Below are 14,147 nucleotides of genomic sequence, written 5' to 3'. Positions count from 1 at the left end.
CAGCGGCTGTCAGGGTTTAGAGCTCTTCGTCGTCGCGAATCAGCACGTAGCGGCGACCCTGCTCGGTTTCTTCGTGGTCGTAGACGTAATACATCACCACTTCGCCCAGGCTGGCCTGCACGGCCAGGTAGTCGCCGCTCTCGGCCATGAAGAATGCCTTGGTGGCCGGTTTGGCCAGGCACTCGATATGGGCGGTGACGAAGTGCGTGGGATCTTCCTCGCCGAAATAGTCCTCGCGCTGGCGCGCATCCCAGTCGACGGGCGGCTCGAAGGCGCCGGTGAAGATCACCTTGGCGTCGCCCAGATCCAGCTCCTCGCCGTCCGGGTCCTGCTCGTCGGGGCGATAGACAGTGCAGTCCAGGGCATCGGGATGGTTGAGGATTTCCTGGCGAGGGTGGGGCACGGGCGTCTCCGATCAATAGGTGCGGGCGGCCCAGTGTCGGGCAAAGCCCTGGCCGCCGCAATCCTCATGATTGCAGCCTGTGGGGCAGGTATTGCTACCAAGGAAGGAGGAAAATCGGCTGGGGGTGCAATTGTTGGGTGGCCGGGGCGGGCGAAGAATTTGCGGCAGACCGGGAAATTTTCCCGGCAATAACAATGAACCCGCAGAGGTAGCCGCAATGAAACACACCGGTCTTCGCCAGCCCTTGATCCTCACCGCGCTGTGCGCGGCGATGCTGTTGCCGTCCGCCGCCGCGCTGGCGGTCACCGACGCCGAGATTCTCAAGGACGCCAGCACCACCGACGAGATCGTCACCAACGGCCTCGGCCTGCAGGGCCAGCGCTACAGCCCGCTGAGCATCCTCAACGAGCAGAACGTCAAGGAGCTGCGCCCGGTGTGGACCATGTCCTTCGGCGGCGAGAAGCAGCGTGGCCAGCAGGCGCAGCCGCTGATCAAGGACGGCGTGATGTACGTTACCGCCTCCTACTCGCGGGTGTTCGCCGTCGATGCACGCACCGGCCGCGAGCTGTGGCAGTACGAGGCGCGCCTGCCGGACGATATCCGTCCCTGCTGCGACGTGATCAACCGCGGCGTCGCCCTGTACGACGACCTGGTGATCTTCGGCACCTTGGATGCCAAGCTGGTGGCGCTGAACAAGGACACCGGCAAGGTGGTCTGGCGCAAGAACGTCGCCGATCACAAGGCGGGCTACTCGATCACCGCCGCGCCGCTGGTGGTCAATGGCAAGCTGATCACCGGCGTCTCCGGCGGCGAGTTCGGCGTGGTCGGCAAGATCGAGGCCTATGACCCGAAGAACGGCGAGCTGCTGTGGAGCCGCCCGACCGTCGAAGGCCACATGGGTTACGTCTACAAGGACGGCAAGGCGGTCGAGAACGGCATCAGCGGCGGTGAGGCCGGCAAGACCTGGCCGGGCGACCTGTGGAAGACCGGCGGCGCCGCGCCCTGGCTGGGCGGCTACTACGACGCCGACACCAACCTGCTGTTCTTCGGCACCGGCAACCCGGCGCCGTGGAACTCGCACCTGCGTCCCGGCGACAACCTCTATTCGTCCTCGCGCCTGGCGCTGAACCCGGACGATGGCAGCATCCAGTGGCACTTCCAGACTACCCCGCACGACGGCTGGGACTTCGACGGCGTCAACGAGCTGATCTCCTTCGACTACCAGGAAGGCGGCAAGACCGTGAAGGCCGCGGCCACCGCGGACCGTAACGGCTTCTTCTACGTGCTCGACCGCACCAACGGCAAGTTCATCCGCGGCTTCCCCTTCGTCGACAAGATCACCTGGGCCAAGGGCCTGGACAAGAACGGCCGGCCGATCTTCGACGACAGCAACCGTCCGGGTTCGCCCAGCGCGGCGGAGAAGGGCAAGAGCGTGTTCGCCGCGCCGGCCTTCCTCGGCGCGAAGAACTGGATGCCCATGGCCTACAGCCAGGACACCGGCCTGTTCTACGTGCCGTCCAACGAGTGGGGCATGGACATCTGGAACGAGGACATCGCCTACAAGAAGGGCGCGGCCTACCTGGGCGCCGGCTTCACCATCAAGCCGCTCAACGAGGACTACATCGGCGTGCTGCGCGCCATCGATCCGAAGACCGGCAAGGAAGTCTGGCGCCACAAGAACTACGCGCCGCTGTGGGGCGGGGTGCTGACCACCAAGGGCAACCTGGTGTTCACCGGCAACCCGGAAGGCTACTTGCAGGCGTTCAACGCCAAGACCGGCGAGAAAGTCTGGGAATTCCAGACCGGCTCGGGCGTGATCGGCTCGCCGGTGACCTGGGAAATGGACGGCGAGCAGTACGTCTCGGTGCTGTCCGGGTGGGGTGGTGCGGTACCGCTGTGGGGCGGCGAGGTGGCCAAGCGCGTCAAGCACCTGAACCAGGGCGGCATGCTGTGGACCTTCAAGCTGCCGAAGGAACTGGTGGCCAAGCGCTGATCGGTTGATGCGTCAGACGATGGCCGGACTCTGTCCGGCCATCGTCGTTTCTGGGGCTTGCCGCTGCATCGGGAGATTTTCCGCCGGGCGGAACGCAAGACCAGGCAGGCGGGTCTAGCCTTTAGCGTCCATAGCCTCTTATCTCGCTGCCGAAGGCCCGTGCCAGACCGCTCGCCGCTCTACTACCAAATGACTAGGCGATCTGTGCCATGGGCGCATACCGAGGTTTCCGGGGGCTTCCTAAGATCGAACCATGACTCGCTTGCCCGATTGGCAGCGGGCTCCGACAACAAGAGAGGTCAGCATCATGATTTACGCGAAACCGGGTACCCCAGGCGCCGTCGTCAGCCTCAAGCCGCGCTACGGCAACTACATCGGCGGCGAATTCGTCGCCCCGCTCAGTGGCCAGTACTTCAGCAATACCAGCCCGGTCGACGCCTCGGTGATCGCCGAATTCCCCCGTTCCAATGCAGCCGACATCGACAAGGCGCTGGACGCCGCCCACGCCGCCGCCGACGCCTGGGGCCGCACCAGCGTGCAGGAGCGCTCGCACATCCTGCTGAAGATCGCCGACCGCATCGAAGCCAACCTCGAGCTGCTGGCCGTGGCCGAGACCTGGGACAACGGCAAGGCCGTGCGCGAAACCCTGAACGCCGACGTGCCGCTGGCCGCCGATCATTTCCGTTACTTCGCCGGCTGCATCCGCGCCCAGGAAGGCAGCACCGCCGAGATCAACGACGGCACCGTGGCCTATCACTTCCACGAGCCGCTGGGCGTGGTCGGGCAGATCATCCCGTGGAACTTCCCGCTGCTGATGGCCGCCTGGAAACTGGCCCCGGCCCTGGCTGCCGGCAACTGTGTGGTGCTCAAGCCGGCCGAGCAGACCCCGCTGTCGATCACCCTGCTGGCCGAGATCATCGGCGACCTGCTGCCGCCCGGCGTGCTCAACATCGTCCAGGGCTTCGGTCGCGAAGCCGGTGAAGCCCTGGCCACCAGCAAGCGCATCGCCAAGATCGCCTTCACCGGCTCCACCCCGGTCGGCTCGCATATCCTCAAATGCGCCGCCGAGAACATCATCCCGAGCACCGTCGAGCTGGGCGGCAAATCGCCGAACATCTTCTTCGCCGACATCATGAAGGCCGAGCCGGCCTTTATCGAGAAGGCCGCCGAAGGTCTGGTGCTGGGCTTCTTCAACCAGGGCGAGGTGTGCACCTGCCCGTCGCGGGCGCTGGTGCAGGAGTCGATCTACGAGCCGTTCATGGCCGAGGTGATGAAGAAGGTCAAACAGATCAAGCGCGGCAACCCGCTGGACACCGAGACCATGGTCGGCGCCCAGGCCTCGCAGCAGCAGTTCGACAAGATCCTCTCCTACCTGGAAATCGCCCAGCAGGAAGGCGCCCAGGTGCTCACCGGCGGTGCGGCGGAGAAGCTCGACGGCGACCTGGCCAGCGGTTACTACATCCAGCCGACCCTGCTCAAGGGCACCAACCAGATGCGCGTGTTCCAGGAGGAAATCTTCGGCCCGGTGATCGGCGTGACCACCTTCAAGGACGAAGCCGAAGCGCTGGCGATTGCCAACGACACCGAGTTCGGCCTGGGCGCCGGGGTGTGGAGCCGCGACATGAACGTCGCCTACCGCATGGGCCGGGCGATCAAGGCCGGCCGCGTATGGACCAACTGCTACCACCTGTACCCGGCGCACGCCGCCTTCGGTGGCTACAAGAAGTCCGGCGTCGGCCGCGAAACCCACAAGATGATGCTCGACCATTACCAGCAGACCAAGAACCTGCTGGTCAGCTACGACATCAATCCGCTGGGCTTCTTCTAAGGCTCGCCAATCCCATAACGCGGCGCGCTCGCTCCGGCGCGCCGCCTCTTGCACGGCGACGAACCCTACCCGGGTGGATCTGCGGGCAGCCATGGCCTGAACGGCAGCAGATTCCTTATCGCGACGCGGCTTCGGCCGCGTTTTTTATTGCCGATGCACAGCTGTCCATAGGGTGGGCTTACCTACCAATGCCAGCCGAATCTCCTCCCAAAGTACCATTTGGCCGCCTGCCCGGCGGGGGCTTAATGGGGTTGCCGGAATGCCCCGGCTCAATAACAAGAGGACCGCACCATGTGGACTAAACCCGCCTACACCGACCTGCGTATTGGCTTCGAAGTGACCATGTACTTCGCCAACCGTTGATCGACCTTGGCCCCGGTTCGTCCGGGGCATCCCAATCGGTAACGCCCCATGCATATCCAGGTTCTCGGTTCCGCCGCCGGCGGCGGTTTTCCCCAGTGGAACTGCAACTGCCGCAACTGCCGCGGCGTGCGCGCCGGCACCCTGCGGGCGCAGCCGCGTACGCAGTCGTCCATCGCCCTTTCCGACGATGGCGGCGAGTGGGTCCTGTGCAACGCCTCGCCGGACATCCGCGCCCAGCTCGAGGCCTTCCCGGCGCTGCAGCCGGCGCGCCAGCTGCGCGACACGGCGATCGCCGGCATCGTCCTGCTCGACAGCCAGATCGATCACTGCACCGGCCTGTTGACCCTGCGCGAAGGCTGCCCGCACCAGGTCTGGTGCACCGAGATGGTCCATCAGGACCTGACCAGCGGCTTTCCGCTGTTCAACATGCTCAGCCACTGGAATGGAGGCCTGCAGCACCGGCTGATCGAACTGGACGCCAAGCCGTTCAGTATCCCGGCCTGTCCGGGGCTGAGCATTACCGCCATCGTCCTACGCAGCAGCGCGCCGCCGTATTCGCCGCACCGCGGCAATCCGCATCCGGGCGACAACATCGGCCTGTTCATCGAGGACCTGCGCACGGGGGGGACCTTGTTCTACGCCCCCGGCCTGGGCCAGGTGGACGAGCAACTGCTGGGCTGGATGCGCCGCGCCGACTGCCTGCTGGTGGACGGCACGCTGTGGCGCGACGACGAGATGCGCCGGTGCGAAGTGGGCGACAAGCTCGGCAGCGAGATGGGCCATCTGCCGCAGAGCGGCCCAGGCGGCATGCTCGAGGTGCTGGAGGGGCTGCCGGCGGCGCGCAAGATCCTGATCCATATCAACAACACCAACCCGATTCTCGACCTGGACTCGCCCGAGCGCGCCGAGCTGGAAGCCCGCGGCATCGAGGTCGCGTTCGATGGGATGAGCATCCACCTGTAACGGGCCGATAACAAAAATCCGGAGAGCCGATGAGCCAGCCTGCCATGAGCCCTGCCGAATTCGAGCAGGCGCTGCGCGCCAAGGGCGCGCTGTACCACATTCACCATCCCTACCACCGGGCCATGTACGAAGGCCGGGCCAGCCGCGAGCAGATCCAGGGCTGGGTGGCCAACCGCTTCTACTATCAGGTCAATATTCCGCTCAAGGACGCGGCGATCATGGCCAACTGCCCGGACCGCGAAACCCGCCGCGAGTGGATTCAGCGCATCCTCGACCACGATGGGGCTCCAGGCGAGGAAGGCGGCATCGAAGCCTGGCTGCGCCTAGCCGAGGCGGTCGGTCTCGACCGTGAGCAGGTGCTGTCGCAGGAGCTGGTATTGCCCGGTGTGCGCTTCGCCGTCGACGCCTACGTCAACTTCGCCCGCCGCGCCAGCTGGCAGGAGGCGGCCAGCAGCTCGCTGACCGAGCTGTTCGCGCCGACCATCCACCAGTCGCGCCTGGACGCCTGGCCGCAGCACTATCCCTGGATCGACGCGGCCGGCTACGACTACTTCCGCAAGCGCCTGAGCCAGGCGCGGCGCGACGTCGAGCATGGCCTGCGCATCACCCTCGAACACTACCGCACCTTTGATGGCCAGCAGCGCATGCTGAGCATCCTGCAATTCAAGCTCGACGTGCTGTGGAGCATGCTCGACGCCATGAGCATGGCCTACGAGCTGCAGCGCCCGCCGTACCACACGGTGACCACCGAGCGCGTCTGGCATCGGGGGATCGCGCTATGAAACCCGATGTATCGGTGCGCATGACGCACCCTGCGGTTGAGTCTTTTGTAGGGTGCGCCGTGCGCACCAGTCAGGAGCCCGAACGATGACTGCTGCCATCCTGCCCAATATCCCCGCCATCCGTCGCGGCTTCCGCCTGCAGTTCGAGCCGGCCCAAGGCTGCCATGTGCTGCTCTACCCGGAAGGCATGATCAAGCTCAACGACAGCGCCGGCGAGATCCTCCAGCAGGTCGACGGCAAGCGCTCGGTGGCCGAGATCATCGACAGCCTGCACCAGCGCTTCCCCGACGTGCCCGGCATCGACGAAGACATCCTGGCCTTTATGGAGGTGGCCCATGCTCAGTTCTGGATCGAGCTTCGCTAAAGCAGGTCATGAACCAGGGCCGCCGCTCTGGCTGCTGGCCGAGCTGACCTATCGCTGCCCATTGCAATGCCCGTACTGCTCCAACCCGCTGGATTTCGCCCAGCAGGGCGCCGAGCTCAGCACCGCCGAATGGATCGAGGTGTTTCGCCAGGCCCGTGAGCTGGGAGCGGCGCAGCTGGGCTTTTCCGGTGGCGAGCCGCTGGTGCGCCAGGACCTGGCCGAGCTGATCCAGGCGGCGCGCGGTCTGGGCTACTACACCAACCTGATCACCTCCGGCATCGGCCTGAGCGAAGCACGTATCGCCGAGTTCGCCGACGCCGGCCTCGATCATATCCAGATCAGCTTCCAGGCCGCCGACGAGGACGTGAACAACCTCCTGGCCGGCTCGAAGAAGGCCTTCGCGCAGAAGCTGGCGATGGCCCGTGCGGTCAAGGCGCACGGCTACCCGATGGTGCTGAACTTCGTCACCCACCGGCACAATATCGACAATATCGAGCGCATCATCGAGCTGTGCCTGGAACTGGAGGCGGATTTCGTCGAGCTCGCCACCTGCCAGTTCTACGGCTGGGCCGAGCTCAACCGCGCCGGCTTGCTGCCGACCCGCGCGCAGCTCGAACGCGCCGAGCGCATCACCCACCAGTGGCGCGACAGGCTGGCGGCCGAGAATCACCCGTGCAAGCTGATCTTCGTCACCCCGGACTACTACGAGGAGCGGCCCAAGGCCTGCATGAACGGCTGGGGCAATCTGTTTCTCGACATCACCCCGGACGGCACGGCGTTGCCCTGCCACAGCGCGCGGCAGCTGCCGGTGCAATTTCCCAATGTGCGCGAGCACAGCATCGAGCATATCTGGCGGCATTCCTTCGGTTTCAATCGCTTCCGCGGTGACGACTGGATGCCCGAGCCGTGCCGCTCCTGCGACGAGAAGCACAAGGACTTCGGCGGCTGTCGCTGTCAGGCCTTCCTGCTCACCGGCGACGCCAGCAATGCCGACCCGGTGTGCAGCAAGTCGGCCCACCATGGTGTGATTCTCGCTGCACGCCAGCAGGCCGACGAAGCGCCGCTGGGGCTGGAGACCCTGCAGTACCGCAACGAAAAGGCCTCGCGAATCATATGCAAGATCTAGGGTGCGCCAGGCGCACCGACCCCGACGATATCTGGAGCGCCGAACAGGCCGCAGCCGCCAGCGCCGACTTCGCCGAACTGCACGCCGCCCATGACGGCCTGCTGTGGGTGGCCTTCGATCCGCTGCAGGCCCGTTGCGGGTTGTTCTTCTGGCGCGATGGCGCAGTTTGCGAGCTGACCCCGCCGGGGTTTTCCGTACGCAGCCGCGTCTACGAGTACGGCGGCGGCGCCTGCTGTGCCACGGAGCAGGGCGTGGCCTTCGTCAACGAGCGTGATCAGCAGGTCTACCATCTGCCAATGGCGGGTATTTCCGTAGGAGCGGCATTAGCCGCGAACCACGATGAGCCAAAGGGCTTCGCGGCTAAAGCCGCTCCTGCGGGCCTTGAGCCTCAGGCGCTGACTGCCCGCTCCCACTGCCGTTATGGCGACCTGGCCTTCGTGCCCGCCTGGCAGGCGCTGCTGGCGGTGGAGGAGAGTCATGAGTGCGGCGCGGTACTGCATCGCCTGGTGCGCATCGGCCTCGATGGCCAGCGCGAGGTGCTGGTCGAGGGCGCCGATTTCTACGCAGCGCCGGTGGCGGACTCCATTGGCCAACGCCTGGCCTGGATCGAGTGGGATCGCCCGCACCAACCCTGGGTCGCCACGCGCCTGTGCCAGCGCGAGTCGGACCAGCCTACTCGGGTACTGGCCGGGCAGGCGTGTGATCGTTCTCTGCAGCAGCCACGCTTCGATGCGCAGCACCGCTTGTGGGTGTTGAGCGACAAGGCGGGCTGGTGGCAGCCCGAGTGCGTCGATCACGGCCTAGAGCTGCAAGCCGCGCCCCGCGATCATGCGCCGGCGCCCTGGCAACTGGGTGGCCGCACCTATCTGCCGCTGGAGCATGGTGAGCTGCTGCTGACCCGTTTCGAGCAGGGTGTAGGCATTCTGGTAGAGGGGCGCGGGGCCGCCCAGGTTGTGCGCACCAGCGATCTCAGCGGCAAACCAATCGGTGCGCACAGCGCACCCTACGCAGAGCGGCGGTTGGCCGAAGGGTTTACACGTTTCCGCAGCCTGGCTGCCGACAGCGAATATTTCTACTGCATCGCTGCCGCCCCGGATCGCCTGCCGGCGGTGCTTGCCATTCGCCGCAGCGATGGTGCACTGCGAATACTCTCTGGCGGCGAGCAGCCCTTGCCCGAACGGCAGCTTTCCCGCCCCGAGGCCCTGAGCTGCGAGGTAGGGCAGGGCGAACATTGCCATGGTTTTTTCTATGCGCCGATTGATGGGGCCGAGCGCCCGCCACTGGTGATCTTCCTCCACGGTGGGCCGACTTCGGCCTGCTACCCGGTGTTCGATCCGCGCATCGTCTTCTGGACGCTGCGCGGCTACGCCGTGCTCGACCTCAACTACCGCGGTAGCAGCGGCTACGGTCGCGCCTACCGGCTGCGTCTGGCGGGGCAGTGGGGGGCGCTGGAGGTCGAGGATATCCGCGCCGCCATCGACCAGTTGGCCGGCGACGGCGCTATCGATCCGGCGCAGGTGTTCGTCCGCGGTGCCAGCGCCGGCGGCTACAGCGCGCTGCGGGCGCTGGCCGAGCTGCCCAGGCTGCGCGGCGGCGCCAGTCTCTACGGCGTCAGCGACCCGCTGGCGCTGCGACGGGTCACCCACAAGTTCGAGGCGGATTATCTGGACTGGCTGATCGGCGATCCCGAACGGGATGCCGAGCGCTACCGGGCGCGCACACCGCTGCTGCAGGCCGAGCGCATCGCTGCGCCGCTGATCTTCTTTCAAGGCGGGCTGGACGCGGTGGTGGTACCGAGCCAGACCGAGGCCATGGTGGCGGCGCTGCGCCGGCGCGGTTTGCCGGTCGAGTATCACCTGTTCGCCGAAGAGCGCCACGGCTTTCGCCAGGCCGCCAATCTGGCCACGGCGCTGCGCGCCGAGCATGCCTTCTACCAGGCCCTGCGCTAGGCGTAGGTCGCATTGCATTGGCCGAGCAATGCAGTAGGCTGGAAGCCATTCCATAACAACAAGATCAGGCCGTTGCATGAGCCACGATTTGAGCCAACTGCGTAAATTCGTTTCCCCGGAGATCATCTTCGGCGCCGGCTCCCGGCACAACGTCGGCAACTACGCCAAGACCTTCGGCGCACGCAAGGTGCTGGTGGTGTCCGACCCCGGTGTAGTCGCGGCCGGCTGGGCCGGCGATATCGAGGCCAGCCTGCAGGCCCAGGGCATCGTCTATTGCCTGTACACCCAGGTCTCGCCCAACCCGCGGGTGGAGGAGGTGATGGCCGGCGCCGAGCTGTATCGCAGCGAGGGCTGCAACGTCATAGTCGCAGTCGGCGGCGGCAGCCCGATGGACTGCGCCAAGGGCATCGGCATCGTCGTCGCTCACGGTCGCAGCATCCTCGAGTTCGAGGGCGTGGATACCATCCGCGTGCCCAGCCCGCCGCTGATCCTGATTCCGACCACCGCTGGCACCTCGGCCGATGTCTCGCAGTTCGTGATCATCTCCAACCAGCAGGAACGGATGAAGTTCTCCATCGTCAGCAAGGCGGTGGTGCCGGACGTGTCGTTGATCGACCCGGAAACCACCCTGAGCATGGATCCCTTCCTTAGCGCCTGTACCGGCATCGACGCCCTGGTGCACGCCATCGAGGCCTTCGTCTCCACGGGCCACGGCCCGCTCACCGACCCGCATGCGCTGGAGGCCATGCGCCTGATCAACGGCAACCTGGTGCAGATGATCGCCAACCCGGCGGACATCGCCCTGCGCGAGAAGATCATGCTCGGCAGCATGCAGGCGGGGCTGGCCTTCTCCAACGCCATCCTCGGGGCGGTGCATGCGATGAGCCACAGCCTCGGCGGCTTCCTCGACCTGCCGCATGGCCTGTGCAACGCGGTGCTGGTCGAGCACGTGGTGGCCTTCAACTACAGCGCGGCGCCGGAGCGTTTCAAGGTCATCGCCGAAACCCTCGGCATCGACTGTCGCGGGCTGAACCACGCGCAGATTCGCCAGCGCCTGGTCGAGCACCTGATCGCCTTCAAGCATGCCGTGGGCTTCCGCGAAACCCTCGGCTTGCATGGCGTCGGCAGCTCGGACATTCCGTTCCTTTCCAGCCATGCCATGGACGATCCGTGCATCCTTACCAACCCGCGCGAGTCGACCCAGCGCGACGTCGAGGTGGTCTATGGCGAGGCGCTCTGACGAGGCGCTGGCCGGGCTGCTGGGGCTCAGCAGCCAGTCGGCGCGCAAGAGCCACTACCCCGAGCTGCTGGCGCGCCTGGAGGAGCTGGAAACCGAGCGCAACCGCTACAAATGGCTGTTCGAGCACGCCGTGCACGGCATCTTCCAGGCCAGCCTGCAGCAGGGCGTGCTGGCGGCCAACCCGGCCATGGCGCGCATGCTTGGTTACGACGATCCGCAGCAGGTGCTGTGGTCGCTGAACGACCTGGCGCGCCACCTGTTCGTCGGCGGCTTCGACGAGCTGGCGCGGATTCGCGAGCAGCTGGGCCGCGGCGCCGCCCTGGTCGGTTACGAAACCCAGTTGCGTCGGCGCGACGGCAGCGTCATCGACGTGTTGATGAACCTGCTGCTCAAGCCCGAAGGCGAGGGCCTGTTCGAGGGTTTCGTCGCCGACATCACCGAGCGCAAGCAGGCCCAGCAGCGCCTGCAACAGCTCAACGACGAACTGGAGCGCCGGGTCGCTGCACGTACCTACGAGCTGCTCGAATCCAACCGCAACCTGCAACGGCAGATCGAAGAGCGCGAGCGCATCGAGCAGGCCCTGCGCGAGGCGCGCGACGCCGCCGAGGCGGCCAACCGCAGCAAGGACAAGTACCTGGCCGCCGCCAGCCACGACCTGCTGCAGCCGCTCAACGCCGCGCGGCTGCTGATCTCCACCCTGCGCGAGCGCGAGCTGCCGAGCGCCGAGCTCAATCTGGTGGAACGCAGCCACCTGGCACTGGAAGGCGCCGAGGATCTGCTCACCGACCTGCTGGACATCTCCAAGCTGGACCAGGCGGCGATCAAGCCGGACCTCGACGTCTATCGCCTGGAGGAGCTGCTGGCGCCGCTGGCCTCGGAGTTCGACGGCGTCGCCGTGGCCCGCGGCCTGCGCCTGCGCGTGCGCATCGCCGACTGCGCGGTGCACGCCGATTTCCGCCTGCTCACGCGCATCCTGCGCAACTTCCTCAGCAACGCCTGTCGCTACACCGAACGCGGCGGCGTGCTGCTCGGCGCGCGGCGGCGCGGCCAGTTTCTCGAGCTGCAGGTGTGGGACAGCGGCCGCGGCATTCCCGCCGACCAACTGGACAAGATCTTCCTCGAGTTCAACCAGCTGGACGTCGGCCGCGCCACCGAGCGCAAGGGCGTCGGCCTCGGCCTGGCCATAGTCGAGCGTATCGCGCGCATGCTCGGTTATCCGGTGCAGGTGAGTTCGCAGCCGGGGCGCGGCTCGCTGTTCAGCATCCGCGTGCCGTTGGCTGCCGAGCGCCCGCAACGGCCGGCGCAGCCCATGCCGCAGCCGCTGCTCGGCGACCCGCTGCCGGGGCGGCGCCTGCTGGTGATCGACAACGAAGAGGCGATCCTGCACAGCATGGCCGCGCTGCTCGGCCAGTGGGGCTGCGAGGTGGTCACCGCACTGGATCTGCCCGAAGCGCTGCAACGCCTGCAGGGCAGGGCGCCGGAGGTGATACTGGCGGATTTCCACCTCGATCACGGCGTGCTCGGCTGCCAGGTGATCCAGCAGCTGCGCGAGGCGTTCGCCCGGCCGATTCCGGCGCTAATCATCAGCGCCGACCGCAGCGACGCCTGCCGCCGCGACCTGCAGGCGCTGGGCGCGCCGCTGCTGAACAAGCCGGTCAAGCCGGGCAAGCTGCGTGCGGTGCTCAGCCAGTTGCTGCAGGAAGTGTGAGCGGGTGCAGATTTTCGGGGTGAACCCGGACGCCTGCCATACTGTCTATTGGCTACCTAGCCGTCTCAGGAGACAACCACAATGACAATGTCCATGCACCCCGTTCTGCGCCGTCTGGCGTTCTTCACCGCATTGCTGCACCTGCTGCTGGTGGTGCAGATACCCGTCGCCAATGCGGCCATGATCGGCACCCACGAGGTGCTCGCCGAACAGCAGCACCAGGTGGATCAGGCGCAATTGATGGCCATGCTCGACGACGAGCAGGTCAAGGACAAACTGGTGGCCATGGGCGTCGAGCGCGAGCAGGTGGAGTCGCGTATCGCCAGCCTAACCCCGGCCGAGCTGGCGCAGTTCAACCAGCAGCTGGATCAGGCGCCCGCCGGTGCCGGCGTGGTCGGCATCATCGTGCTGTTCCTGGTGATCTTCATCATCACTGATATGCTGTGCGCCACCAACATCTTCAATTTCGTCAAATGCATCAATCGCTGATTCGCCTCGCCTGTATCGCTTCAGTCGTTCTACTCACAGCCTGCGCTCGGTCTCCGCTGTTATCGCCGGAGGCCGAGCGTTTGCCTGAGCGGGTCGAGCTGAGCGATGTGCCGTTCTTCCCGCAGGACGCCTACCAGTGCGGGCCGGCGGCGTTGGCCACCATGCTCAACCAGCGCGGCGTGCTGACCACCCCTGGCGTGCTCAAGGACAAGGTCTACCTGCCCGGTCGCGAAGGCAGTCTGCAGGTGGAGATGGTTGCCGCCGCACGCAGCCACGACATGCTGGTGTATCCGCTGCAGCCGCGTCTGGAGGCGCTGTTGGCCGAGGTGGCCGCCGGCAATCCGGTGCTGGTGCTGCAGAACCTGGCGTTCGACTTCTACCCGCAATGGCACTTCGCCGTGGTGGTCGGCTACGACCGTCGCGAGCGCACGCTGATCCTGCGCTCCGGCACCACGCGGCGCCTGGTGGATGATTTCGCCAGCTTCGACCAGAGCTGGGCGCGCGGCGGGCGCTGGGCGGTGCTGGCCTTGCCGCCGGAGCAATTGCCGGCGCAGGCCGACATGCGCGCCTGGCTCAAGGCCGCCAGCGATCTGGAGCAGACCGGGCGCAAGATGGCGGCGCAGCGTGCCTATCGACGCGCCACCCAGGCCTGGCCGGAGCAGGCGCTGAGCTGGTTCGCTCTGGCCAACAGCCGCTATGCCGAAGGTGATCGCCAAGGCGCCGAGCAGGCGCTGCGCGCCAGCCTGCAACGCGAGCCGGATTTCGCCGCCGGCTGGTTCAATCTGGCCCAGTTGCTCGGCGAGCAAGGCTGCGGTGAACGTGCGCAGCAGGCCCAGGCCTGCGCGCGGCGCCTGGCCCCGGAGGATGCGCGCTTTGCCGCGCCGCTGAAGGCGAGCGTCGCAACGGGTCAATGTCAGGCCTTGCCGGCCTGTCCATAAG

General features: G+C 66.4%; 13 protein-coding genes. 12 read left to right on the top strand and 1 reads right to left on the bottom strand.

Annotated features, from left to right (window positions below; genetic code table 11):
• Window positions 1-16 precede the first annotated feature (16 nt).
• Window positions 17-403 carry a hypothetical protein gene (locus AC1G9C_RS13560; protein ID WP_122107050.1) on the bottom strand — a complete coding sequence of 129 codons (387 nt, stop codon included), beginning with the start codon at window positions 401-403 and terminating at the stop codon, window positions 17-19.
• Between the two features lie 217 nt (window positions 404-620).
• On the opposite strand from AC1G9C_RS13560, the gene AC1G9C_RS13555 reads away from it, so the two are divergent.
• The 12 genes from AC1G9C_RS13555 (at window position 621) to AC1G9C_RS13500 (ending at window position 14,146) form a co-directional block, all read left to right on the top strand.
• A complete protein-coding gene (locus tag AC1G9C_RS13555) occupies window positions 621-2,396 on the top strand; it encodes a methanol/ethanol family PQQ-dependent dehydrogenase (RefSeq protein ID WP_480407834.1) in 1,776 nt (591 codons plus the stop codon).
• Window positions 2,397-2,703: 307 nt separating this feature from the next.
• The gene (gene exaC / locus AC1G9C_RS13550) at window positions 2,704-4,224 is read left to right on the top strand and encodes an acetaldehyde dehydrogenase ExaC (protein ID WP_480407833.1); all 1,521 of its coding nucleotides are present in this window, start codon (window positions 2,704-2,706) and stop codon (window positions 4,222-4,224) included.
• A 291-nt stretch (window positions 4,225-4,515) separates the two neighbouring features.
• Entirely contained in the window at window positions 4,516-4,587 is a 72-nt protein-coding gene (gene pqqA, locus AC1G9C_RS13545) for a pyrroloquinoline quinone precursor peptide PqqA (RefSeq protein WP_003243383.1), read from the top strand.
• Window positions 4,588-4,635: 48 nt separating this feature from the next.
• On the top strand, window positions 4,636-5,550 hold the full coding sequence (gene pqqB / locus AC1G9C_RS13540; RefSeq protein ID WP_480407832.1) for a pyrroloquinoline quinone biosynthesis protein PqqB: 915 nt from the start codon (window positions 4,636-4,638) through the stop codon (window positions 5,548-5,550).
• Between the two features lie 29 nt (window positions 5,551-5,579).
• A complete protein-coding gene (pqqC, locus tag AC1G9C_RS13535; RefSeq protein WP_480407831.1) occupies window positions 5,580-6,332 on the top strand; it encodes a pyrroloquinoline-quinone synthase PqqC in 753 nt (250 codons plus the stop codon).
• Between the two features lie 85 nt (window positions 6,333-6,417).
• Window positions 6,418-6,696, top strand: a complete 279-nt coding sequence (gene pqqD / locus AC1G9C_RS13530; RefSeq protein WP_021446380.1) for a pyrroloquinoline quinone biosynthesis peptide chaperone PqqD — start codon at window positions 6,418-6,420, stop codon at window positions 6,694-6,696.
• A complete protein-coding gene (gene pqqE, locus AC1G9C_RS13525) occupies window positions 6,668-7,822 on the top strand; it encodes a pyrroloquinoline quinone biosynthesis protein PqqE (RefSeq protein ID WP_480407830.1) in 1,155 nt (384 codons plus the stop codon). Before pqqD ends, pqqE begins: the two co-directional genes overlap by 29 nt.
• Entirely contained in the window at window positions 7,810-9,771 is a 1,962-nt protein-coding gene (locus AC1G9C_RS13520; protein WP_480407829.1) for an alpha/beta hydrolase family protein, read from the top strand. The genes pqqE and AC1G9C_RS13520 overlap by 13 nt, the downstream gene beginning before the upstream one ends.
• Window positions 9,772-9,847: 76 nt before the next feature.
• Window positions 9,848-11,011 (top strand): alcohol dehydrogenase-like regulatory protein ErcA, encoded by a 1,164-nt coding sequence (ercA, locus tag AC1G9C_RS13515; RefSeq protein ID WP_480407828.1) that lies wholly within the window; start codon window positions 9,848-9,850, stop codon window positions 11,009-11,011.
• A complete protein-coding gene (locus AC1G9C_RS13510) occupies window positions 10,995-12,719 on the top strand; it encodes a hybrid sensor histidine kinase/response regulator (RefSeq protein ID WP_480407827.1) in 1,725 nt (574 codons plus the stop codon). Before ercA ends, AC1G9C_RS13510 begins: the two co-directional genes overlap by 17 nt.
• An 87-nt stretch (window positions 12,720-12,806) precedes the next feature.
• Window positions 12,807-13,208, top strand: a complete 402-nt coding sequence (locus AC1G9C_RS13505; RefSeq protein ID WP_021441980.1) for a PA2779 family protein — start codon at window positions 12,807-12,809, stop codon at window positions 13,206-13,208.
• Entirely contained in the window at window positions 13,193-14,146 is a 954-nt protein-coding gene (locus tag AC1G9C_RS13500; RefSeq protein WP_480407826.1) for a PA2778 family cysteine peptidase, read from the top strand. Before AC1G9C_RS13505 ends, AC1G9C_RS13500 begins: the two co-directional genes overlap by 16 nt.
• Window position 14,147 lies beyond the last annotated feature (1 nt).

It is taken from the genome of Pseudomonas sp. ABa2 (assembly GCF_056676075.1).
Note: the sequence above shows the minus strand (reverse complement) of the source record. Positions and strands in the feature narration are given on the sequence as shown.

Coding starts and splice junctions, on each gene's coding strand:
- pqqB (WP_480407832.1), top strand. CDS start 4,636: ATGCATATCCAGGTTCTCGGTTCCGCCGCCGGCGGCGGTTTTCCCCAG.
- pqqD (WP_021446380.1), top strand. CDS start 6,418: ATGACTGCTGCCATCCTGCCCAATATCCCCGCCATCCGTCGCGGCTTC.
- AC1G9C_RS13510 (WP_480407827.1), top strand. CDS start 10,995: ATGGCGAGGCGCTCTGACGAGGCGCTGGCCGGGCTGCTGGGGCTCAGC.
- pqqC (WP_480407831.1), top strand. CDS start 5,580: ATGAGCCAGCCTGCCATGAGCCCTGCCGAATTCGAGCAGGCGCTGCGC.
- exaC (WP_480407833.1), top strand. CDS start 2,704: ATGATTTACGCGAAACCGGGTACCCCAGGCGCCGTCGTCAGCCTCAAG.
- AC1G9C_RS13500 (WP_480407826.1), top strand. CDS start 13,193: ATGCATCAATCGCTGATTCGCCTCGCCTGTATCGCTTCAGTCGTTCTA.
- AC1G9C_RS13520 (WP_480407829.1), top strand. CDS start 7,810: ATGCAAGATCTAGGGTGCGCCAGGCGCACCGACCCCGACGATATCTGG.
- ercA (WP_480407828.1), top strand. CDS start 9,848: ATGAGCCACGATTTGAGCCAACTGCGTAAATTCGTTTCCCCGGAGATC.
- AC1G9C_RS13555 (WP_480407834.1), top strand. CDS start 621: ATGAAACACACCGGTCTTCGCCAGCCCTTGATCCTCACCGCGCTGTGC.
- AC1G9C_RS13505 (WP_021441980.1), top strand. CDS start 12,807: ATGTCCATGCACCCCGTTCTGCGCCGTCTGGCGTTCTTCACCGCATTG.
- pqqE (WP_480407830.1), top strand. CDS start 6,668: ATGCTCAGTTCTGGATCGAGCTTCGCTAAAGCAGGTCATGAACCAGGG.